Source organism: Pseudonocardia thermophila, from assembly GCF_900142365.1.
Classification (GTDB): Bacteria; Actinomycetota; Actinomycetes; order Mycobacteriales; family Pseudonocardiaceae; genus Pseudonocardia; species Pseudonocardia thermophila.
Genome location: NZ_FRAP01000013.1, coordinates 154,974 through 174,660, shown reverse-complemented (window position 1 = coordinate 174,660; position 19,687 = coordinate 154,974). Strand labels below are relative to the sequence as shown.

Annotated in this window: 18 protein-coding genes and 2 pseudogenes; 13 read left to right on the top strand and 7 right to left on the bottom strand. The window is 74.7% G+C overall.

All coding sequences use genetic code 11. The annotated features are described in order from the left end of the window. Positions 1-55 precede the first annotated feature (55 nt). The 5 genes from BUE41_RS17790 to cobA all read left to right on the top strand — a co-directional run bounded on the left by BUE41_RS17790 (position 56) and on the right by cobA (position 5,594). Complete coding sequence (locus BUE41_RS17790) at positions 56-1,027, top strand: aldo/keto reductase (RefSeq protein WP_073458244.1); 972 nt, start codon at positions 56-58, stop codon at positions 1,025-1,027. Positions 1,028-1,296: 269 nt separating this feature from the next. Next, the gene (locus BUE41_RS17785) at positions 1,297-2,325 is read left to right on the top strand and encodes a patatin-like phospholipase family protein (RefSeq protein ID WP_073458243.1); all 1,029 of its coding nucleotides are present in this window, start codon (positions 1,297-1,299) and stop codon (positions 2,323-2,325) included. Then, positions 2,322-3,185 carry an alpha/beta fold hydrolase gene (locus tag BUE41_RS17780; RefSeq protein ID WP_073458242.1) on the top strand — a complete coding sequence of 288 codons (864 nt, stop codon included), beginning with the start codon at positions 2,322-2,324 and terminating at the stop codon, positions 3,183-3,185. The genes BUE41_RS17785 and BUE41_RS17780 overlap by 4 nt, the downstream gene beginning before the upstream one ends. A 51-nt stretch (positions 3,186-3,236) precedes the next feature. Then, positions 3,237-4,307 carry a DUF5685 family protein gene (locus BUE41_RS17775; protein WP_073458241.1) on the top strand — a complete coding sequence of 357 codons (1,071 nt, stop codon included), beginning with the start codon at positions 3,237-3,239 and terminating at the stop codon, positions 4,305-4,307. Between the two features lie 51 nt (positions 4,308-4,358). Then, positions 4,359-5,594: a uroporphyrinogen-III C-methyltransferase gene (gene cobA, locus BUE41_RS17770; protein ID WP_073458240.1), complete on the top strand. Its 1,236-nt coding sequence runs from the start codon at positions 4,359-4,361 to the stop codon at positions 5,592-5,594. 78 nt (positions 5,595-5,672) lie between these two features. Here cobA and BUE41_RS17765 read toward each other — a convergent pair whose 3' ends face one another. From BUE41_RS17765 to BUE41_RS17750, 4 genes are all read right to left on the bottom strand, one after another. After that, entirely contained in the window at positions 5,673-6,992 is a 1,320-nt protein-coding gene (locus tag BUE41_RS17765) for a hypothetical protein (RefSeq protein WP_073458239.1), read from the bottom strand. Then, a complete protein-coding gene (locus BUE41_RS17760; protein ID WP_073458289.1) occupies positions 6,989-7,570 on the bottom strand; it encodes a hypothetical protein in 582 nt (193 codons plus the stop codon). The genes BUE41_RS17765 and BUE41_RS17760 overlap by 4 nt, the downstream gene beginning before the upstream one ends. Before the next feature lie 99 nt (positions 7,571-7,669). Next, on the bottom strand, positions 7,670-8,365 hold the full coding sequence (locus BUE41_RS17755; RefSeq protein WP_234997379.1) for a DUF998 domain-containing protein: 696 nt from the start codon (positions 8,363-8,365) through the stop codon (positions 7,670-7,672). Positions 8,366-8,553: 188 nt separating this feature from the next. Beyond that, positions 8,554-9,858 (bottom strand): DNA polymerase IV, encoded by a 1,305-nt coding sequence (locus tag BUE41_RS17750; RefSeq protein WP_268794497.1) that lies wholly within the window; start codon positions 9,856-9,858, stop codon positions 8,554-8,556. A gap of 318 nt (positions 9,859-10,176) precedes the next feature. Between BUE41_RS17750 and BUE41_RS32030 the strand changes: the two are divergent. Further along, a pseudogene (locus BUE41_RS32030) lies at positions 10,177-10,422 on the top strand (ABATE domain-containing protein); the annotation flags it as partial. A 109-nt stretch (positions 10,423-10,531) separates the two neighbouring features. After that, positions 10,532-10,618: pseudogene (locus BUE41_RS32700) on the top strand (hypothetical protein); the annotation flags it as partial. Between the two features lie 163 nt (positions 10,619-10,781). On the opposite strand, the gene BUE41_RS17735 reads toward BUE41_RS32700, so the two are convergent. Next, the gene (locus BUE41_RS17735; RefSeq protein ID WP_073458236.1) at positions 10,782-11,474 is read right to left on the bottom strand and encodes a 4'-phosphopantetheinyl transferase family protein; all 693 of its coding nucleotides are present in this window, start codon (positions 11,472-11,474) and stop codon (positions 10,782-10,784) included. Positions 11,475-11,978: 504 nt separating this feature from the next. Here BUE41_RS17735 and BUE41_RS17730 point away from each other — a divergent pair. Both BUE41_RS17730 and BUE41_RS17725 read left to right on the top strand, forming a co-directional pair. Further along, a complete protein-coding gene (locus BUE41_RS17730; RefSeq protein ID WP_073458235.1) occupies positions 11,979-13,118 on the top strand; it encodes an NAD(P)/FAD-dependent oxidoreductase in 1,140 nt (379 codons plus the stop codon). Positions 13,119-13,172: 54 nt separating this feature from the next. Further along, positions 13,173-14,360: a cytochrome P450 family protein gene (locus BUE41_RS17725; protein ID WP_073458234.1), complete on the top strand. Its 1,188-nt coding sequence runs from the start codon at positions 13,173-13,175 to the stop codon at positions 14,358-14,360. Here the strand turns inward: BUE41_RS17725 and BUE41_RS17720 are convergent. Then, complete coding sequence (locus tag BUE41_RS17720) at positions 14,341-14,841, bottom strand: GNAT family N-acetyltransferase (protein ID WP_073458233.1); 501 nt, start codon at positions 14,839-14,841, stop codon at positions 14,341-14,343. The two genes, BUE41_RS17725 and BUE41_RS17720, sit on opposite strands and share 20 nt — an antisense overlap. A gap of 741 nt (positions 14,842-15,582) precedes the next feature. Between BUE41_RS17720 and BUE41_RS17715 the strand changes: the two genes are divergently transcribed. Genes BUE41_RS17715 through BUE41_RS17700 form a run of 4 tightly spaced genes read left to right on the top strand, consistent with a single transcriptional unit; the run spans position 15,583 to position 19,068 of the window. After that, positions 15,583-16,572, top strand: a complete 990-nt coding sequence (locus BUE41_RS17715) for an endonuclease/exonuclease/phosphatase family protein (protein WP_143172213.1) — start codon at positions 15,583-15,585, stop codon at positions 16,570-16,572. Then, positions 16,569-17,690 (top strand): lyase family protein, encoded by a 1,122-nt coding sequence (locus BUE41_RS17710; protein ID WP_073458231.1) that lies wholly within the window; start codon positions 16,569-16,571, stop codon positions 17,688-17,690. Before BUE41_RS17715 ends, BUE41_RS17710 begins: the two co-directional genes overlap by 4 nt. After that, positions 17,687-18,112 carry a nuclear transport factor 2 family protein gene (locus tag BUE41_RS17705; protein WP_073458230.1) on the top strand — a complete coding sequence of 142 codons (426 nt, stop codon included), beginning with the start codon at positions 17,687-17,689 and terminating at the stop codon, positions 18,110-18,112. The genes BUE41_RS17710 and BUE41_RS17705 overlap by 4 nt, the downstream gene beginning before the upstream one ends. Further along, on the top strand, positions 18,109-19,068 hold the full coding sequence (locus tag BUE41_RS17700) for a threo-3-hydroxy-L-aspartate ammonia-lyase (protein ID WP_073458229.1): 960 nt from the start codon (positions 18,109-18,111) through the stop codon (positions 19,066-19,068). The genes BUE41_RS17705 and BUE41_RS17700 overlap by 4 nt, the downstream gene beginning before the upstream one ends. Before the next feature lie 16 nt (positions 19,069-19,084). On the opposite strand, the gene BUE41_RS17695 is transcribed toward BUE41_RS17700, so the two are convergent. Then, the gene (locus BUE41_RS17695; protein WP_073458287.1) at positions 19,085-19,687 is read right to left on the bottom strand and encodes a response regulator transcription factor; all 603 of its coding nucleotides are present in this window, start codon (positions 19,685-19,687) and stop codon (positions 19,085-19,087) included.

Below are 19,687 nucleotides of genomic sequence, written 5' to 3'. Positions count from 1 at the left end.
ATCTGAGGTGACCTGCGTGTACCGCGGATCCGCGGGGCAGATCTAAGTTCAGGGGGTGGAGTACACCCGCCTCGGTAGCACTGGCCTGAAGGTTTCCCGCATCTGCCTCGGGATGATGAGCTACGGCTCCTCGTCCTGGCGGGACTGGGTGCTCGACCTCGACGGGGCCCGCCCGCTGGTGCGCAGCGCCGTCGAGGCCGGGGTGATCTTCTTCGACACCGCCGACGTGTACTCGCTCGGCGCCAGCGAGGAGATCACCGGCACCCTCCTGCGGGAGTTCTTCCGCAGCCGCGACGACTACGTCCTGGCCACCAAGGTCTACAACCCGATGGGCGACGGGCCCAACGACCGCGGCCTGTCGCGCAAGCACATCCTCGCCTCGATCGACGCGTCGCTGCGCCGCCTGGGCACCGACCACGTCGATCTCTACCAGATCCACCGCTTCGACTACACGACGCCGATCGAGGAGACCATGGAGGCGCTGCACGACGTCGTGCGCGCCGGCAAGGCCCGCTACATCGGCGCATCCAGCATGTGGACGTGGCAGTTCGCCACCGCCCAGCACGTCGCCGAGAGGAACGGCTGGACCCGGTTCTCCTCGATGCAGAACCACTACAACCTCCTCTACCGCGAGGAGGAGCGGGAGATGCTGCCCTACTGCGCCGCCACCGGCGTGGGCGTCATCCCGTGGAGCCCGCTCGCCCGCGGGCGGCTGACCCGCCCGGCCGGCGCCGACAGCACCGTCCGCGCCGGCAGCGACCCCTTCTACGGGCGCGGGGCCGACGAGTCCGACGCCGCGATCATCGACGAGGTCGGCAAGATCGCCGAGGCGCGCGGGGTCTCGCGGGCGCAGGTGGGGCTCGCGTGGCTGCTGCACAAGGCCCCGGTGACCGCACCGATCATCGGGGCCACCAAGCCCGGGCACGTCGAGGACGCGATCGCGGCGGTCGAGCTGGAGCTCACCGACGACGAGGTCGCAGCGCTCGAGGCTCCGTACGTGCCGCGGCCGGTGGTCGGGCACGAGTGAGGCCAACCCTCTCGCCGGACCTGGCGGCAACGAACGGCCCTTTCGTCCATTCCGAGTGGACGAAAGGGCCGTTCGTTGCACGGGGCGCACGAGCGAGGCTCGTCGGCTGCACTGAGGGTGACCGAGGCGGCACGCAAGGTGTGCGGCTACCCGTCCGGTTGGTGAGCTTGCAATCGTCGACAGAGGCTCGTCCGCCGTGCGCCGCGCTGTATCCCGATCTACTGTGATGAGCGCTACTCTCGAGTAGGGCCTTCATCGGGGAGGGTGTCATGACGCGGACCGGGCTGGTGCTGGGTGCGGGCGGCCTGCTCGGGTCCGCGTGGACGACCGCCACCCTCGTGGCGCTGCAGGACGTGCTCGATCGCCCGCTGGGCGAGCTCGACCTCATCGTCGGCACGAGCGCGGGCAGCGTCTTGGGCGCCGCGCTGCGCTGCGGTCAGACCGTCGACGAGCTGCTGGCCCACCAGCAGGGTACGGACCCGGACGAGCTGGCGCCCGACCTGGACGGCGTCGTCGATCTGCCGGACATCCGGCGCATCGAGCGGGAGACCGGCAACGGGCTGCCGCCGGTGCCGTGGCCGTGGATCGGGTCGCCCGCGCTGCTGGCCTCCGCGGTGCGCAACGGACGCTCGCTCAACCCGGTCGTGGTCGCCTCGGCGCTGATGCCGCTGGGCCGGGCGCGGTTGAGCTCCCTGGTCGACATGGTCACCGCGATGCAGACCCGTGTCGGCGTCACCGAGGACGGCTGGATCCCCGGCAACCCGCTCTGGATCGCGGCCGTCGACTACGACTCCGGCCGCCGTGTCGTGTTCGGCCGGGCCGGTGGCCCGCCCGCCACCGTCGGCGAGGCCGTGCTGGCGTCCTGCTCGATCCCCGGTTGGTTCGCACCGCAGACCATCAACGGCCGCCGCTACGTCGACGGCGGCATCGCCTCCACCACCTCGCTGCGCTTGCTCGCCCGCCCCGGCGCCCCCGAGCTGGACGAGGTCATCGTGCTCGCGCCGATGGCCAGCTACGAGTACGACCGACCGGCCGACCCCCTCGCGCAGCTGGAGCGCAAGCTGCGCCGGCTGCTCACCCGCTGGCTCGACGCCGAGATCGAGGCGGTGCGCGCCGCCGGTGTGCGGGTCCGGGTGCTCACCCCCGGCCCGGCGGATCTGGCCGCGATGGGCGGCAACCTGATGAACCCCCGCCGCCGCGAGCGCGTGCTCGACACCGCGCTCGCGACCGCGCCGCGGGCCGTCGCCACCGCGCTGGGCTCCTCGGCCGACGACGCCCTCCAGGAAGGTGCCGCGTGACCGCACCGGCGCGCAACGGGGCCGTCGAGCTGGTCCACGAGCGCACCGGGTCCACCGGCGAACCGCTGCTGCTGATCTCCGGGCTGGGCATGCAGCTCACCTTCTGGCCCGACACGCTGCTGGAGGCGTTCGCCGACGCCGGGTTCGACGTCGCCCGCTACGACAACCGCGACGTCGGCCGCTCGACGGCGCTCACCGCCCTGGGCGCGCCGTCGCTGGCGCGGATGCTGGCCTGGCCGCGGGCCGCCGCGCGGTACACGCTGTCGGACATGGCCGCGGACGCCGTCGCCGTGCTCGACGCGCTGGGCTGGGAGTCGGCGCACCTGTTCGGCACCTCGATGGGCGGGATGATCGCGCAGACCGTCGCCATCGAGCACCCCGCGCGGGTCCGATCGCTGACGTCGGTGATGTCCAGCCCCGGCCCGTGGATCGCCCGGCCGCGGCTGCGCGCAGCCCTCGTGCCGGCCGCGCCGCCGGCGCGCACCCCGGAACAGGCAGGGGAGCAGGTCGTGGCGACGTTCCGCACGATCGGCTCGCCCGCCTATCCGCTCGACGAGGACTTCCTGCGCGCCTACGGGCGGGGCGCCTACACCCGCAACCGCGATCCCGACGGCGGACGCCGCCAGCTCGCCGCGGTCCTCGCCTCACCCGACCGCCGGCCCGCCCTGGGCACCGTCACCGCTCCCACCCTCGTCCTGCACGGCGAGGCCGATCCGCTGATCCCCCTGGCCGGCGGCCTGGCCACCGCGCAGGCGGTGCCGGGTGCCCGGCTCGTCACGTTCCCGGGGATGGGCCACGACCTGCCTCGCGCGCTGCACCGGCGCGTGGCTGAGGAGACAGCGGCGCTCGTCCACGGGTGATCGTCGACCCACCGGGACCGGTCCCCGAGCACGCCCCCGTAGGGTGCGCTGGTGTTCGGCATGATCCGGCCTTGTCGCCACACGCTCGACGCTGCGCTGCGCGCGGAGTGGATCGGGCACCTCTGCGGGCTGTGCCTCGCCCTGCGCGACGCGCACGGTCACCTGGCGCGCGTCGCGACCAACTACGACGGCCTGCTGATCTCCGTGCTGGTGGCGGCGCAGACCGGGCAGCGGACCCGGATTGCTGGCCCGTGCGCCCTGCGCGGCCTGCGGTCCGCGACCGTGGCGACGGGGGAGGGGGCGCGGCTGGCCGCCGTCGTCTCCCTCGTGCTGGCCTCCGCCACCCTCAAGGACCACGCCGCCGACGGCGACGGCCCACTCGCCCGGCCGGCCCTGGCCCGCGCCGCCACCCGCCTGGCCGGGCGCTGGGCCCGTCACGCCGCGGCGGACGCCGCCGCCCTCGGGCTGGACACCGCTGTGCTGCTCGACGCCGTCGCGCGCCAACCCGGCCTCGAGCGCACGGCGACATCGCTGCTGGCCGTCACCGAGCCGACCGAAACCGCCACCGCCGCCGCGTTCGCCCACACGGCCGTGCTCGCCGAGCGGCCGGAGAACATCGCGCCGCTCACCGAGGCCGGCCGCCTCTTCGGCCGCCTCGCGCACCTGCTCGACGCCGTCGAGGACCTGCCCGCCGACGAGCGCAGCGGGGCGTGGAACCCGCTCGTGGCCACCGGGACCGACCTGGCCGCCGCCCGCCGCCACGCCGACGACGCCGTGCTCGGGGTGCGGCTGGCGCTCGCGGACGTCACCTGGGCCTCGCGCGCCAGCGGGCGGCTGGCGCACCGGCTGCTCGTGCACGAGCTGGACCGCGCCGTGCAGCACGCGTTCGCGCACGCCGCCAAGCCGTCCCTCGACAAGGAGCCGATCCGCGGCCGTGGTCTGCTCGCGGGGTGCGGGACGGCCGTCGTGCTGTTCTGCACGTGCCAGGTCTGCTGCGGGGAGTACGAGGGGCCGTGGTCGGGCAAGCGCCGCGACGGCTGGTGCCAGAACTGCTCCTGCGACGGCTGCGAGGGCTGCGACGGCTGCTGTGACTGCTGCAACTGCTGCGACTGCGGCAGCTGACCTGCCCGTATCCTCGTGCGGATCCCCCGCCCGGTCGACCCTGGAGGACCCGTGACCGTCGCCCCATACCTCGTGGGGCTCGACCTCGCCGGCCGCCGCGTCGTCGTCGTGGGCGGAGGCACGGTCGCCCAGCGGCGGGTCGCCGGCCTCGTCGCCGCAGGCGCCGACGTCGAACTCATCGCACCCGAGGTGACCCCCGCCGTCGAGGGCATGGCCGTGGCCGGGGAGCTGCGCTGGACCGCGCGCCGGTGGACGCCGGGGGATCTGGCCGGTGCCTGGTACGCGCTGGCCTGCACCGACGATCCCGAGGTCAACGCCGCCGTCTGCGCGGAGGCAGAGCAGCGGCAGGTGTTCTGCGTGCGGGCCGACCACGCCCCGGGCGGTTCCGCGGTCACCCCCGCCGTCGGGCACCACGACGGACTCACCGTCGGCGTGCTGGCGGGGCGTCGGCCGCGCCGGTCCGCCGCCGTGCGGACCGCGATCGTCGAAGCCCTCGCCGCCGGGCTCGCGGACGCCGTCGACGAGGGTGCCGAACCGGTCCGGCCCGGCGTGGCGCTGGTCGGGGGCGGGCCGGGCGATCCCGAGCTGATCACGGTGCGCGGACGGCGGCTGCTCGCCCGCGCCGACGTGGTCGTCGCCGACCGGCTGGGGCCCCGTGACCTGCTCGACGGGCTCGCCGAGTCCGTCGAGGTCATCGACGCCAGCAAGATCCCCTACGGCCGGGCGATGCAGCAGGAGAAGATCAACGAGCTGCTGATCGAGCACGCTCGAGCCGGGAAGTTCGTGGTGCGGCTCAAGGGCGGCGATCCGTACGTGTTCGGGCGCGGGTTCGAGGAGGTCCTCGCCTGTGCCGAGGCCGGAGTTCCGGTCACCGTCGTGCCCGGTGTGACCAGCGCGTTCGCCGTCCCCGCCCTCGTCGACGTGCCGGTGAGCCACCGCGGGGTGGCGCACGAGATCGTCGTGGTCTCCGGGCACGCAGCACCCGGGGACCCGCGCAGCCTCGTCGACTGGGACGCGCTCGCCCGGCTGCGCGGCACCCTCGTGCTGATGATGGCCGTCGAACGGCTCGGCGCGTTCGCGGACGCCCTGCTCGCCGGTGGTCGCGACCCCGAATCCCCGGTCGTGATCGTGCAGGACGGCAGCACCCGCATCGAGCGCGCGGTCCGCGCCACGCTGGCCACGGTCGCCGAGGTCGCACGCGCCGAGGAGGTCAGCCCGCCCGCCGTCGTGGTGATCGGCCCGGTCGCCGGGCTCGTAGATCACCCGGTGACGAGCCGAGCAACCTGATTCGCACCCGAGTCGAGATCGACGTCGCCGTGATCAACGAGGCGACCCGACCACGGCGACGTCGTCCTCGACGGATGCTCAGAACGTGAGCAGGCGCTCGAAGAACTTCCGGTAGCGCTGCATGGCCTGACGCAGGTCCTCGGTCGAGGTGGCCTCGTCGTCGAGACCGCGCTCCAGCTCGGCGCGCTGCGCGGCCAACGCGCGGGTGATCTCGTCGAGCACCTCGCCGACGAGCGTGTCCGCCTTCCGCACCGCTTCCCGCGGCTCGTCGACGAAATCGCCCTTCACCTCGTTCCACCGGGCGGTGAAGCTCTGCGCCCGGTCGGCCGGGACGATCCGCTCCGGCTCGGTGGAGGCGCCGGTCGGGGTCGTGGTGCTGGCGGTCGTGGTGCTGGCCGCCGCGGGCCGGTGCGCCGCGGGCCGGTGCACGGCCGTGCTCTGGGGGCTGTTGTGCGAGCCAGCCGAGTCCGTGCCAGCCGCGTTTGTGCCAGCCGCGTTTGTGCCAGCCGAGTCCGTGCCGGCCGAGTCCGCAGAACCCTTCGCGGTGTCCGTGTCCTTCGCGGTGTCCTTCGCGGTGTTTCTCGCCGTGTCCGCGGCCGGGCTCTCGGTGGTGTCCTCGGCTGGATCCGTCGAGCTCGACGACGTGCCCTCGCCGGATGTCCGGGTGTCCGCGTCAGCCGTGGCCGTGGATCCGGTGTCGTTCGCGGGCGTGAACAGCCCGTGGTTGCCCTGCGCCTCCGCCGTGCCGTTCTGCTGCCCACCGGGTGGCGTGGACGCCGTGGTGGCCTGCTCGGCGTCCGGCGCGTCCGACCGCGCCGTGCTCGATGATCCGGCCGCCCCGGGTTCGGTCCACCCCGACCGGCGGTCACCGAGCCCCGGCACCGGCTGGGGTGCGGGCTGCGCTGATGGCTGGGGCGCTGATGATCGGGGCGCTGACTGTTGGGGCGCTGATGGTTGGGGTGTCGGCTGCGGGCGGCCCTGCGGCGGCACCGGCGGTGCGGCGCCGGGCGTGCCTTCCGCGCCGACCGGGGCCGGAGCGGCACCCCAGCGCGGGATCGGCCCGCGCGCGGTGGCGGCGACCGGTTGCTCGTGGGGCACCGGGCCCTGCTGGTGCGGCACCGGGGAGGTGGGCCGCGGCACCGGGCCCTGCTGCGCCACCGGCCCGGTGCCGAACTCGGCGGGCTCCAGGCCGCTGGCGTGCTGGGCGGTGACCTCGGGCCGGACGTCGGCCGGGTTCGCGGTGCCCGGCGGCGCGGGCCGCTTCTCCCAGCCGTCGGTGCGGGGCTCCTCCTGCTGGTCCGTCGCGTCGGACTGGTCGTCGCGGGTGCCGACGGCCTCCCGCCACACCGACTTCAGCTTGTCGAGGGCGCCGCCGGTGTCTCCGTCGGACGTGGTCATCGGGTCTGCTCCTTCGCGGGCGAGGCGGTGGACGCCGATTGTTCGCCTCCGAGCAGGGCATCGACAAGATCGCGGTACGCGGTCACGGCGTGCCGCTGCGTCTCGGTGTCGACGGGGCCCTGCTCGGTCGCCGACCGGACGGCGCGCGCGTCACGGTAGCGCTGGGCGATCTGCGGGTGGTCGACGGAGATGTCCTCGGTGCGGCGGTCGGCGTCGTCGGTCGGGAAGCCGCGGGTCCGCATGATGTCGACGACCAGCCGGTCGGCGTCGTGCACGGCCCGCACCGGGTCGTCGACGAAGCCGCGCTGGATCTGCGTCCAGTGCCCGGCGAAGCGGTCCCGCTCCTGGTCGGACAGGTCCCGCACGTCCAGCTTCCGGCGGCGGGCCTCGCGCTCGGCGAGGTCCTCCTCGGCGGCCTTGCGGTCGCCGGTTTCGTGCAGTGTGCGCTCGTACTCCGGGCCGTAGCGCTCCTGCAGCTTCTGCGAGCGGCGCGCCCTGGCGAGCAGGGCGCCGCCGACCGCGATGACCACCAGCAGCAGGACAACCACGATGACCAGCACGAGGACGGTCGTGTCCACCTCGCTCACCCCTTCGCGTGTGTCGGATGCCTCAGGTGCATCCCTCCGCAGCGGCGAGGTGAAACATCCCTCGCCCGCACGGCGGCACCGGGGGAGCGGTCAGCAGGTGGCCGGTGGATCGCCCAGCCGGACCGGGCCGTCCGGCGCGGCGGGCTCGGCCGAGCCCGCCCGCAGCGCGTGCCACGACACCCGCATCAGGTGCAGGGCCAGCGCCATCACGACCCCGATCTGGAACGCCATCGACGCCCGCTGCAGCAGTCCACCGAAGTCGACGACGCCGATCGCGGCGAACGCCTCGGGCGCCAGCTCGATGACGCGCGAGGCGATGTACAGGGAGGTGAGCACGCCCGCGCCCAGGGACAGCACCCGCACGATGGGCACCACCGGCTGCCACGCCGGGTTCTCGGCCAGCTGCGCCGCCGCGGCGAGCCCGGCGAACGACAGCAGCATCAGGATCCCGGCCCCGGCGAACTGGTGGACCCACCCGCTGAACGACGTGATGTCCGGGCTGTTGTCCGTCGGGAAGATCGCGGCGAGGATCAGGCACAGCGACCACACCGAGAACAGCACGGTGGGCCGACCGGACATGTGCGCGCCCGCCCACGTCATCCCCACCAGGACGGCGAGTGCGGCGACCGCGAGCGCGACCGCGGCGGACGTGAACGGTGCGCTGCCGCCCTCGACGAACACGTAGTAGCTGGCCGGCGTGCGGATCGGGTTGACCTCGGCGCTGAACTCGAACCCGAGGTAGACCATCGTGATCACGCAGCGGGCCGCCGACAGCAGCGCGAGCACGGCCAACAGCAGGGTGCCGACCCCCCACCATCGGCGTGCCGACCGCGTTCGCACGTGCACCGCCTCTATCCCTTCTCGACCGACCGGGCCGTCCGGAGCGGGCGGAGCACCGGTACCTGCGAGGTTACGCTGCCGTCGATCATCGCGGTACTGACCAACGACCCTGTCGGAACAGGTTCACCCGCAGGTCACTCCAGGCTCGCCAGCGGATCGGCCCGGGTGAGCGCAGGATCGTCGGCGGAGAAGGTGACGGCCCGGCCGGGGCCGGTGCTGCGGGTCTCGAACCGGACGGTGACCCGCCCGTGCCCGGCGCCCTGCACCCACCCGTGCCCGTGGTCGGGATGGTGGACGTCGTCCCCGGTGCGCCAGGGTCGCGGCGGTTCCGGGGCGGGCTCGGTCACCACCGGGAGGGGCGCGGGCGCCGGCGGTGGCTGCGGGTCGAACAGCGCAGGCGGCGGATCGTCGGTGAGCCCGGCGAGCGACACCCCGATCAGCCGCACCCCGCCCGCGGGTACCGCGGACCCGGCCAGCCGCACCGCCGTGGCCGTGAGCGTGGCGAGGTCGGTGCTGGGCAGCGGCGAGGTCTCCGAGCGGCTCGTCGTGGTGAAGTCGGCGGCGCGGACCTTCACGGTGACGGTGCGCGCCGCCCGGCCGCTGGCGAGCAGGCGGCGGTGCGCGGCGGCCGTCATCTTCGCCACGGCCTCGTGGACCGCGGACATGGCGGTCAGGTCGGTGTCGAACGTGGTCTCGGCGCTCACCTGCTTGGCGGCCCCGCGCGGGGCGACCGGGCGGTCGTCGATGCCGTTCGCCAGGCGGTGCAGCTCGGTGCCGACGGCCGTGCCCAGCACCGCGGTGACCTCGCGCAGGTCCATCGCCGCGAGCTGGCCCACGGTGTGCACGTCGATGCTGCGCAGGCTCTGCTCGGCGACCGGGCCGACGCCCCACAGCGCGCGCACCGGCAGCGGATCGAGCACGGCGCGTTCCTCGTCGGGGGCGATGACCCGCAGCCCGTCCGGCTTGGCCAGCTCGGAGGCGATCTTCGCCAGTTGCTTGCCGGAGCCGGCGCCGAGCGAGGCGGGCAGCCCCGTGGCCTCCCGGACGGCCTTGCGCAGGCGGACGCCGAACTCGTGGACGGTGGCGGCATCTGCGCCGGCGAGGTCCGGCGGTTCGAGGAACGCCTCGTCCACCGACACCGGCTCCAGCACGGGCGCGGCCTCGGCGAGCACCGCCATCACCCGTTCCGAGACGGCCGAGTACAGCGGGAACCGGGCCGGGAGCACGGTCGCGTGCGGGACCAGCCGCCGTGCCTGCGCCATCGGCATCGCCGATCGGGCGCCGAAGGCCCGCGCCTGGTAGCTCGCCCCGGCCACGACGGACCGCGGTCCCAGCCCGCCGACCAGTACCGGGCGGTCGGCGAGGGTGGGGCGGGTGAGCTGCTCGACGGATGCGAAGAACGCGTCCATGTCGAGGTGCAGCACCCACCGCCGGCTCACGGCCCCATTGTCCGGTGGCGCACCGACGCCTCCGGGTGCCGCCGGGTCCGAGCCGACGCAACGAACGGCCCTTTCGTCCACTCCAGGTGCACGGAAGGGCCGTTCGTTGCGGTCGGCCGCGGACGCTACGCGCGGATCACGAGCCGGGTCGGCCAGCCCGGCGGCGGTGAACGCGGCCACGACCCCTTCCCGGCTCTCGGTGACGTGGGCCAGCTGTCGCAGTGGTCGGGCACGACCCGGCGGGCGCCGAGGATCCCCGCAGTCTCGGCGGCCCGGGCAACGGTCAGCACGACCGGCTCACCGCCGAACAGGACGGGGATGCGCGGCGGTCCCGGTGGACAGGACGGCGGTGTCGAGCTGCTCGCCGCCCCGGAGACGGTGAACCGGTGGGTCGCCGAGCGCGGCCTCACGCCCGCGGACGCCGACCTGCAGGAGGCGTGCGCGGCGCGGCTGCGTGCGAGGCGCGACCACGTCAGGGCGTTGTTCGCCGCCCGCGTCGCCGGCGAGCCGGCCCGCCCCGAAGCGGTGGCGGCCGTCAACGACGCGCTGAACCGGGCCCCGGTGGGCCCCTCCTGCACCGGGCCGCCGCCGACGGGTCCTACCGCGCCGTGCGGCCGTCACCGACCGGGTAGTCGATCGCGCCCGCGCGCTACTCGCGGACGACGCCGCCGACCTGCTCACGGGCCCGGACGCCGAGCGCCTCGTCGCGTGCGGCTCCCCGCCCTGCACCCGCTACCTGCTGCGCCGGGGCCGGCGCCACTGGTGCTCCACCCGCTGCGATGACCGGGCCCGCGCTGCGCGGGCCTACGCGCGCCGCGTCCAGGCGCGAACCCCGATGATGGCCGGCCTGGGCCGGGCGCGGCGAACGGCACTTTCGTGCGCTCCAGGTGCACGAAAGGGCCGTTCGTTGCGTCTGCCCTGTGCTACCGCAGCAGGGCGTTGCCGTCCTGCTCCACGACGGCCGGGGGTTCGGTGCCGAACCCGGCGACGGCGGCGACGTAGCCGGGGGCCGGGCTGGACTCGTGCACCCACATCGGCTCACCCGGGTCACCGTCGCCGGTCCACTCCTTCACTCGGCCGGGCCCGAGCGTGACCGACTTCATCGGCACGGACAGTCCGTCGCCGGTGGCCTTGAGCACGGCCTCCTTGCGCGTCCACACCGAGAAGAAGCCCTCGGGGGTGGCGCCGGCGCCGGCCGCCAGCTCGGTGTCGGAGAGGGCGTGCTCGGCCATCGCGGTGAGATCGGAGAGCGGGCGGATCTCCTCCACGTCGAGGCCGACGGGGGAGGTGTGCACCGCGACGCCGACGAAGTCGCCGGCGTGGGTCATCGAGAACGCGGGCGCCAACGGCTGCAGCAGCACCGGTTTGCCGTGCTGGCGGCCGCAGCGGCAGGTGCGGTCGAACGTGAGCCGGTCGGGGGGTGCGCCGAGCACGTCGGCGAGGACGACGCGGGTGAGCGCGTGCGCGGCGAGGTAGCGCGCCTGGTCGGCGGGCCGCCGCAGCCGCGCCATGCGTTCGCGTTCGTGGGCGTCGAGCAGTCGCACGAGGTGCGGTGCCGAGGTCGGCTCGACCGGTGCGGCCCAGAAGATCCGGCAGGTCGCCGCGGGGGTGCCCACGCCGCAATCTTCCCAGACGGGCGGGGTGTCGATCGGGGCCGCCGGTCCCGTGGACGCGGGACCGGCGGCCCGATGCGGATCAGCCGGTGCGGCGCACCGGGTTGATCCGCCGGCCTTGCTGAGGCCGCGCGTGCACCGGTGGCTGGTAGCGAGCCGAACCGGGCACGGGGGATCCGCTGGACCGGCCTCGGCCGCGCCGGGCTGCCCGGTTGGTGGGCGCGGGCGCGTCGGCGTCGGCGGTGAGGTCGAGCGGGAGTCGGGGCGATCGGGAGGGGTGCGGCGAAGGATGCGCAGCCATGGGCGGCCTCCGGTACGAGGGATGCGGCTGACGGCAGCTGGTGGCGGCGGTGCCGGCCGGGGAACCGAGGGACGGCGGCGACCGGACCGGTCCGGGGCCGCGGGCTCCGCGTGGCCGCGGGAGCTGCTCGTCACAGGCGCATGAGCAGAAGGTAGGCCCGACCGCGGGAGGAGCGCCATCGATTTACGGCGGTAGCGTCGGGCCGCATGGGGATGCCTGACGCGGTGGTGATCGGGGGTGGGATCGCCGGGGCATCGGTGGCCTACGAGCTGGCCGCCGATCGCGCGGTGGTGCTGGTGGAGGCCGAGCCGGTCGCGGGCCGGCACTCGACGGCGCGGTCGGCCGCGACGTGGGTGCCCGGGCACGGGGTTGCCGATGTGCGCGCGCTGATCGCGGCGAGCGGTCCGCGGTTCGCGCGGCTGGTCGACGAGCTCGGCACGCCGCCGCTGCTGCTGCCGCGGCAGGTGCTGTTCGTCGCCGGCGACGACGAGGCCGAGCGCCGGCTCGCGGAGTACCTGGCTGAGCGGGAGGGCGGGCCCGGGGCTGCGGAGCGGATCGATCCCGCGGAAGCGGAGCGGCTCTGCCCGGCGCTCGCGCCCGGGTGGCTGCGCGCGGCCGCGGTGGTCGACGCCGCGGACGTCGACACCGATGCGCTCCACCAGGGCTACCTGCGCGGGCTGCGGGCGCGCGGGGGAGAGGTGCGGGTGAGCGCGCCCGCCGAGCGGATCGAGCGGACCGGCTCGGGCTGGCGGGTGCACCTGGGCGGGGGAGCGGTGCTGGACACCCCGCTCGTCGTGGACGCGGCCGGGGCGTGGGCGGACGTCGTCGCCCGCCGGGCCGGGGTGACCGAGGTGGGTCTGGTGCCGCACCGGCGCACGATCGCGGTGGTGCGGGTGCCGGATCCGGCGCGGCTGCGCGGGCCCGCCGAGCGACTGCCGTTCGTGATCGAGGCGGCCGACCGCTTCTACTTCAAGGCCGACGGCGACGACCTCATGTGCTCCCCGGTCGACGAGAGCCCGGCCGAGCCGGGTGACGCCAAGCCGGATCCGCTCGACGTCGCGCTCGCGCTGGAGCGGGTGGAGGAGGCGACGAGGCTGGGGCTGCGCTCGGTGCGCACCAGCTGGGCCGGGCTGCGGTCGTTCGTGGCCGATCGGCGGCCGGTCGTGGGCTCCTGGCCGGACGCGCCGGGGTTCGCGTTCGTGGCCGGGCAGGGCGGCTCCGGCATCGAGACCTCGCCCGCGCTCTCCGCGTACGCGGCCGCCGTGCTGACCGGGCGGCAGCCGGCCGCGGATCTGCCCCAGGACGTCGCGCTCTTCGCCCCGGCCGAGGCCCGGTTCCGCATGTAGGCTGGCGCTCACATCTGCATGTGAGCGACTGCTTACATCGATCCGAGGAGACCGGTGACCGCTTCCGCCACGCTCTACGAGGGCGACTTCTGGCACGACCCGTACCCCGCCTACAGCGCACTGCGCACGGACGATCCCGTGCACCGCATCGAGCTGCACGGCACCCCCGCGTGGGTGCTCACGCGCTACGACGACGCGCGCGCGGCACTGGCCGACCCACGGCTGTCCAAGGACTGGCGCTACACCCTCCCGCCCGAGCAGCGCGCCACCGCGCCCGGGCCGCCGGTCAAGATGATGATCCTGATGGACCCGCCGGAGCACACCCGGCTGCGCAAGCTCGTCTCGCGCACGTTCACGCTGCGCCGCATGGAGGAGCTGCGGCCGCAGATCCGCCGGCTCGCCGACGAGCTGATCGACGCACTCCCGCAGTCCGGCGAGGTCGACCTGCTCGCCGAGTACGCGTTCCCGCTCCCCGTCTTCGTGATCTGCGAGCTGCTCGGGGTGCCCGCCGAGGACCGCGAGGACTTCGCCGCCTGGTCCAACACCATGGTCGACGCGTCCGACCACCAGCAGGCGATGGAGGCGATGGGCAAGCTCAACGGCTACATCGTCGAGCTCGTCGCAGCCAAGCGGGAGAATCCCGACGACCGGCTGATCAGCGGCCTGATCGAGGTCGCCGACGACGGTGACCGGCTCTCCGAGGACGAGCTCAACGCCATGGCGATGATGCTGCTCATCGCCGGGCACGAGACCACCGTCAACCTCATCGGCAACGGTCTGCTCGCCCTGTTCACCCACCCCGAGCAGCGCAAGCTGCTGCTCGATCAGCCCGAGCTGATCACGAGCGCCGTCGACGAGTTCCTCCGCTTCGACTCCCCGGTGCACACCACGCCCGCCCGGTTCACCACCGAGGACGTCGAGTACAGCGGTGTGACGATCCCCGCGGGGTCGCAGGTGCTGCTGTCCCTCGCCGCGGCCAACCGGGACCCCTCGCGGTTCTCCGATGCCGATGAGCTGCAGGTCGATCGGGACGCCTCCCGGCACGTCGCGTTCGGCCACGGCGTGCACCACTGCCTCGGGGCGCAGCTGGCGCGGATCGAGGGACAGGAGGCGATCGGGCGGTTCCTGGCTCGGCGGCCGGGGACCGAGCTCGCGGTGCCGGCGGACGAGTTGGTGCACCGGCACTCGAACCTGGTTCGGGGGTTGACGAAGCTGCCGGTGCTCATCGGGCCGGAAGTCTGAGGCTCTTCCGCATCAGCGTCATCGTTGCTTCGTGGCGGACCACCCTGCCGTCCGGGGTTTCGGTGTCCCACGCGGCCCGCGTCTCGCCGTACGCCCGGTAGCCCAGGCGGTCGTAGAGAGCTCGTGCTCTCCTGTTCGTCGTCTCCACGGCGAGCTCTGCGCGGTTCCTCCTGCGTGCCCTGATCCTCTCCTCGGCTGCTCGGACGAGGAAGGTGCCCAGTCCGCAGCCGCGCAGGGCCGGGTGGATCGTCAGCTGGGCGATCGTCCCGACGTCTTCGTCGTCGGTCCAGTCGATGTAGGCGAGGCCCACCGGGAGGTCGGACGGCGGGCAGAGGGCCAGGTAGTCGATCTCTCCTCGGTCTGCCCGGGCCAGTTCGGCTCGGACGTAGCGCAGGTGGGTGGGGGTGCCGGACCAGGTGCAGGACGGCAGGTCGTCCGTGGTCAGGGGCCGGATGGTGAAGGGGATGGGGATCTCGGGCACGGTTGGACGGTAGGGCCTCGCCGGGGCCCTACCGCCAGGGCTCGGCCCCTGGTCACCGGGCCTCTCGAGCGGCGCTCGTCGGCGGCTGAGCGGGCTGCGGAACCGAGGTGATCTTGCCCGAGGTGATCTTGGAGGAATGCGGCTCTCCGCCGGGAGACGGCGGGAAGCCACAGCGCTGACTTGCGCCCGGCTCCGTCGCGTTGATCTGCGCCCGGTTCCTTCGTCGCCGGCTCGCGGCTCGCGCGTCCCCCGCGTCGACGACGGCTCCGCACGGGATCGGTGCTCGCGGCCTGGTGAGTCGTCGAGGTGCTCGCGCCCTCGTTCCTTCGGCGCTGCGCGTCTCCTCCTCCTCCTCCTCCTCCGCCGTCGTCGACGCGCGCGAGCTGTGTTGATTGCGCTCGGCTCCTCCGTCGCCGAGCGCGGGCTCGCGCGCCTCGGGTGTCGACGACGGCTCCTGCGGTGCTCGCGCCCTCGTTCCTCGGGCGCTGCGCGCCTCCTCCGCCGTCGTCGACGCGCGCGAGCAGGCGGCCACCTTGCGGTGGTGCTCGGCCCGGTGCGGTGCGGCGCAGTGCGGTGCGCGAGGCGGGTGGTGGAGGTGGATCACGTCTGCAGGAGCTCCTTCCCGGCGGCTCGAGCTGATCCCTCCCGGCGGGTGGCCGGGGTCGTCTGGGGCGCCTCGCCGCGCCCCGGGGATTCGGGTGGCGGCTTCCGGGCAGGCGGTGCGCCGTAGGCTCGGGTGCCGTGCGGACAGTCCTGGTGCCTGCGGCGACGGTCGCGGCCGCCGTTGTGCTGCACGGCGATCGGATCGGCCTGCGGGGCGGGCCGGCCGACCGGGTGCCGATGATCGGGCTGGTCGCGCTGCGGCCGTACCTGACGGTGGCGACCGCGGTGGCGGCGGTCGGGCTCGCCCGGCGGCGGCCGCGGTCGGCGGCGGTGCTCGGTGGGCTGGCCGCGGCTGCCGTGCCGTCGTTGGTGCGGCGGGCCGCAGCGCCGGTGTGGGCGCCGGAGGAGCCCGCGGACGTGACGGTGCTGGCGGTCAACGTGTGGCACGGGCGGGTCGAGCCGGCGGCGTTCGCGGCGCTGCTGCAGCGGGAGCGACCCGACCTCGTGGCGTTGTCGGAGGCCGGACAGCCGTTCCTCGACCGCATGGGGCCGCACCTGTCGCTGCTCGGGTACCGCGGGTGGACGTCGGCGCCGCCGAGCGCGCCCGACGGGGAGGGGGTCGCGGTGCTGGCGGGGCCGCGGGCCGGCCGTGTGCAGGTGACCGGTGGGCCCGAGCTGCGGTCTCGGCATCTGCGGGTGCGGGCCGAGGTCCTCGGGCCGCGGTCGCTCGTGGTGGCGCACACCGCTGCGCCGACGACGCCCGCACTGGCGCGGCAGTGGCGCGAGGATCTGGCGCACTTGGCGCGGTGGAGCCACGAACCGGTCGCGCCGATCATCGCGGGGGACCTGAACGCCACGCTCGACCACGCGGCGCTGCGGGCGGTGCTGGGGCCGGTGGTGTCGGCGGCGGCGGAGAGCGGGCACGGATTGACCGCGACGTTCCCGACGCCGCTGCGGTCCGGGTGGCCCGCGCTGCTCGGCATCCAGATCGATCATGTGCTGGTGCCCGCCGGGAGTGCGGTTTCGCGCTGCGCGGTGCTGGACGTCCCCGGCAGCGATCACCGCGCGGTGCTGGCGCGGGTGCGGCCGCCGCGCGTCGGAGATCAGCGAGAGGAGCGTTCGCGATGACCGGCCCCCTGTTCGACCCGCTGCTCGGCGCCGACCGGGTGGCCGAACGCCTCGACGCGGCGTCGTGGGTGGCCGCGCTGATCGCCGTCGAGGTCGCGCTCACGCAGGCCGCGGCGGAGCACGGGATCGTGGCGCAGGCGGACGCCGACGCCGTGCAGAAGGCCGCGGCGCAGCTGCGGATCGATCCCGCCGAGCTGGGGAAGCTGGCCGTCGAGGGTGGCAACCCGGTGATCCCGCTGGTGCGCACGCTGCGGGCCGCCGCCGGGCCGGCCGGGCGCGCGGTGCACCCCGGCGCCACCAGCCAGGACATCATGGACACCGCCGCGATGCTGCTGGTCGGCTGGGCCGGCGAGGTGGTCCTGGACGATCTGCGCGGGGCCGCCGACGCCGCCGCGCGGCTGGCGGCGGAGCACCGGGACACCCCGATGATCGCCCGCACCCTCGGCCAGCAGGCCGTTCCCACGACGTTCGGACTGGTGGCCGCCGGATGGTGCGCAGGGCTGGACCGGGCCCGCACGGCGCTGGCGGTCGAGCTGGCCCACCGGTCCGTGCAGCTGGGCGGCGCCGCCGGCACGCTGGCCGCGCTGCACCCGCACGGCCCGGCCGTCGCGGCGTCGCTCGCGGCCCGGCTGGGGCTCGCCGACGCTGCGCCGTGGCACACCGAGCGCACCCGGCTCGGGGCGCTCGCGTCCGCGCTGGCCGTGGCGGCCTCCGCGTGTGCCACGCCCGCCACCGACGTCGTGCTGCTCGCGGCCACCGAGGTGGGGGAGGTGCAGGAGGCGGCGCCGGGGGACTCGTCGTCGATGCCGCACAAGCGCAACCCCATCGCCGCGATCACCGCGCGGGCCGCCGCGCGCCGGGCCCCCGGGCTCGCCGCCGTGATCATCGGTGGGGAGCACGAGCACCAGCGGGCCGCCGGGGCGTGGCACGCCGAGTGGCAGGCGCTCACCGACCTGCTCTGCGCGGCAGGGGGAGCCGCCTCCCGGCTGCGAACGAGCCTCTCCGGGCTGAAGGTCGACACCGACCGGATGGCCGCCAACCTGGCGCTCACCGCGGGCGAGTTCGATCCCGGGCACGCGGGCGAGCTGGTCGACCGGCTGCTGAAGGAACGCCCGTGAGCCACCGCGACACCATCGAGCGGTACTACCGCGGCTGCTCGACCGCCGACGTCGACCTCATGCTGAGCACCCTGCACCCCGACGTCGTGCACTACTTCCTCGCGCCCAACACCGGCACCGCCCCTGTCCGCGGCGGCGAGCACCTGGCCCGCTACTGGCGCAAGGTAGCCGGGCTGATCGACGCTCGCTGGGTCGTCGACCACTGCCTGGAAGGCCCGGACGAGGCCGTCATCGAGTGGACGATGTTCTGGCGGCCCGGCGGCACCGGCGAGCGCATCGCCACCCGCGGCGCCGAGTGGTTCACCTTCGCCCCCGACGGCCGCATCACCGAGATCCGCAGCTACTACCAGCAGCGCGACCGCACCACCGAGCTGGACGGCTTCCCGTACACCGAACGCGGCTACAGCACACTGGACGGGTGATCCCCACCTTCGCCGACGTCCAGGCTGCCGCGGACCGCCTCCGCGGCCACGCCCACCGCACCCCGGTGCTCACCTCCCGCCGCTTCGACGCCGAGGTGGGGGCCGAAGTGCTGGTCAAGGCGGAGAACCTGCAGCGGATGGGGGCGTTCAAGTTCCGCGGCGCCTTCAACGCGCTCGCCAAGCTCGACGCCGACCAGCGCCGCGCAGGTGTGGTCGCCTACTCATCCGGCAACCACGCCCAGGCCGTCGCGCTGGCCGCCCGCATCCTCGGCATCCCCGCGACGATCGTCATGCCGCACGACGCTCCCGCGGTGAAGGTCGCCGCGACCAAGGGCTACGGCGCGCAGGTCGTCACCTACGACCGCTACACAGAGGACCGCGAACGGCTCGGCGCCCAACTGGCCGCCGAGCGCGGCCTCACCCTGATCCCGCCCTACGACCATCCCGACGTCGTCGCCGGGCAGGGCACCGCCGTCATGGAGCTGATCGAGGACGCCGGCCCGATCGACGCGCTGTTCGTGCCGCTCGGCGGGGGCGGCCTGCTCGCCGGCTCGTGCCTGGCCGCCCGCGCGCTCAGCCCGCAGGTGCGGATCTTCGGCGTCGAGCCCGAGGCGGGCGACGACGGGCGGCAGTCGTTGGCCAAGGGCGAGATCGTGCACATCGACACCCCCGTCACCATCGCCGACGGTGCTCAGACCCAGCACCTCGGGGCCACCGGCTTCCCGATCCTGCAGCGCGAGGTCGCCGACGTGCTGACCGCGAGCGATGCCGAACTGGTCGAGGTCATGCGGATCTTCGCCGCCACCTACAAGACCGTCGTGGAGCCGACCGGTTGCCTCGGCATGGCCGCGGTCCGCGCGCTCGCCGGGCGGCTCCCCGGCCGCCGCATCGGCGTGGTCGTGAGCGGCGGCAACGTCGACATCGAGCGCTACGCCGCGCTGCTCGCCGGCGCCTGACCCGGAGCCGTCCGCGCTACAGCCACCCCCGCTCGGTGGCCAGGCGCGCGGCCTCCACCCGGTTGCGCACCCCGAGCTTGGCGATCACCGTCGAGAGGTAGTTGCGCACCGTGCCCTCGGCCAGGTGCAGCCGGGCGGCGATCTCCGCGTTGGGCAGCCCTTCCGCGGCCAGCCGCAGCACCTCCCGCTCGCGGTCGGTCATCGGGTCCGTGCCCTCCCACGCCGCCACAGCCAGCTCGGGATCGATCACCCGGCCACCGGCGTGCACCCGCCGCACCGCGTCGGCGAGCCGGTCGATCGGCGCGTCCTTGAGCACGTAGCCGGCCACCCCGTGGTCGAGCGCGCGGCGCAGGTAGCCGGAGCGCGCGAACGTCGTCACCACCACGACGCGGGGCGCGTCCGGTTCGTCAGCGAGCCGCGCGGCCAGGTCCAGGCCGGACGCGCCGGGCATCTCGATGTCGGTGAGCAGCACGTCCGGGCGGTGCTCGCGGACGGCGCGCAGCGCGGCGTCCCCGTCGGCCGCGGTGGCGACGACGCTGATGTCCGGCTCGAGGTCGAGCAGCTGGGCGAACGCACCGCGCACCATGCCCTGGTCCTCGGCCAGCACGACCCTGATCAC

Excerpts from the sequence above, each read along its gene's own strand:
- BUE41_RS17785 (WP_073458243.1), top strand. The coding sequence starts at position 1,297 with ATGACGCGGACCGGGCTGGTGCTGGGTGCGGGCGGCCTGCTCGGGTCC.
- BUE41_RS17765 (WP_073458239.1), bottom strand. The coding sequence starts at position 6,992 with ATGACCACGTCCGACGGAGACACCGGCGGCGCCCTCGACAAGCTGAAG.
- BUE41_RS17730 (WP_073458235.1), top strand. The coding sequence starts at position 11,979 with ATGGGGATGCCTGACGCGGTGGTGATCGGGGGTGGGATCGCCGGGGCA.
- BUE41_RS17710 (WP_073458231.1), top strand. The coding sequence starts at position 16,569 with ATGACCGGCCCCCTGTTCGACCCGCTGCTCGGCGCCGACCGGGTGGCC.